Origin of the sequence: Bacillus hominis (genome assembly GCF_018332515.1) — a bacterium.
Classification (GTDB): domain Bacteria; phylum Bacillota; class Bacilli; order Bacillales; family Bacillaceae_G; genus Bacillus_A; species Bacillus_A hominis.
Genome location: NZ_BOQD01000241.1, coordinates 1 through 656, shown reverse-complemented (window position 1 = coordinate 656; position 656 = coordinate 1). Strand labels below are relative to the sequence as shown.

Here is a 656-nt window from a genome sequence, read left to right as displayed (position 1 = left end):
AAATAGCGGGATAAAGAAAAGGAAGAGTATTGAATACCTCTTCCTTTTTGGCGTGTTAATTTGTTTTCTTTTCTTTAATGGACTTCACTAATTTAATCATCTCTGCTCGTATATCTTCTCTTTTAACATTTAATTTTTCCGCAATTTGTTTAATATCCATCCCATCTTTTTTCATTTTCAGTACATCATCAAGAGAAGTATTACTTTTTTGAGCGATGATTGTTAATACCGTGAGCTGACGTAAGCCTATGTTATACTCTTTCATTTTTTGTTTTAGTCCATCTGGTGTGGACTTTTGCATATTTGCTAATTCTTGCAGTAGTGCTTTTTTCGTTTCTTTATTCATATGATGCTTTTTCAACTTACTTGGATCTACACCGAAATGCTCGGCGGTTTTCTCCCAAGATTTATTTTGCTTATAGTAAGCTAAGACATCTTTAATTTCCTTTTTGCTTATTCTTGCAATGTGGGCAGCTTTCCATATTTCATGTTTGTTATAGCCGAGTTTTTCGAGCGACTGCATTTCTTCTTCTGAAATAGGCTTATGATGATGCATTGTTACTTCTTTTGGTGTGGCAGCGGAAGCAGGGAAGACAGTTGCCCCGCATAATAATGCTGCCATAGTCATACTTACTGCGATTTTCTTGTACATATAA

1 protein-coding gene is annotated in these 656 nt (G+C 34.9%); it reads right to left on the bottom strand.

What is annotated here, in order from left to right; all coding sequences use genetic code 11:
* Window positions 1-55: 55 nt before the first annotated feature.
* Complete coding sequence (locus KI356_RS20660) at window positions 56-652, bottom strand: hypothetical protein (protein ID WP_212936312.1); 597 nt, start codon at window positions 650-652, stop codon at window positions 56-58.
* Window positions 653-656: the final 4 nt, after the last annotated feature.

Coding starts and splice junctions, on each gene's coding strand:
- KI356_RS20660 (WP_212936312.1), bottom strand. CDS start 652: ATGTACAAGAAAATCGCAGTAAGTATGACTATGGCAGCATTATTATGC.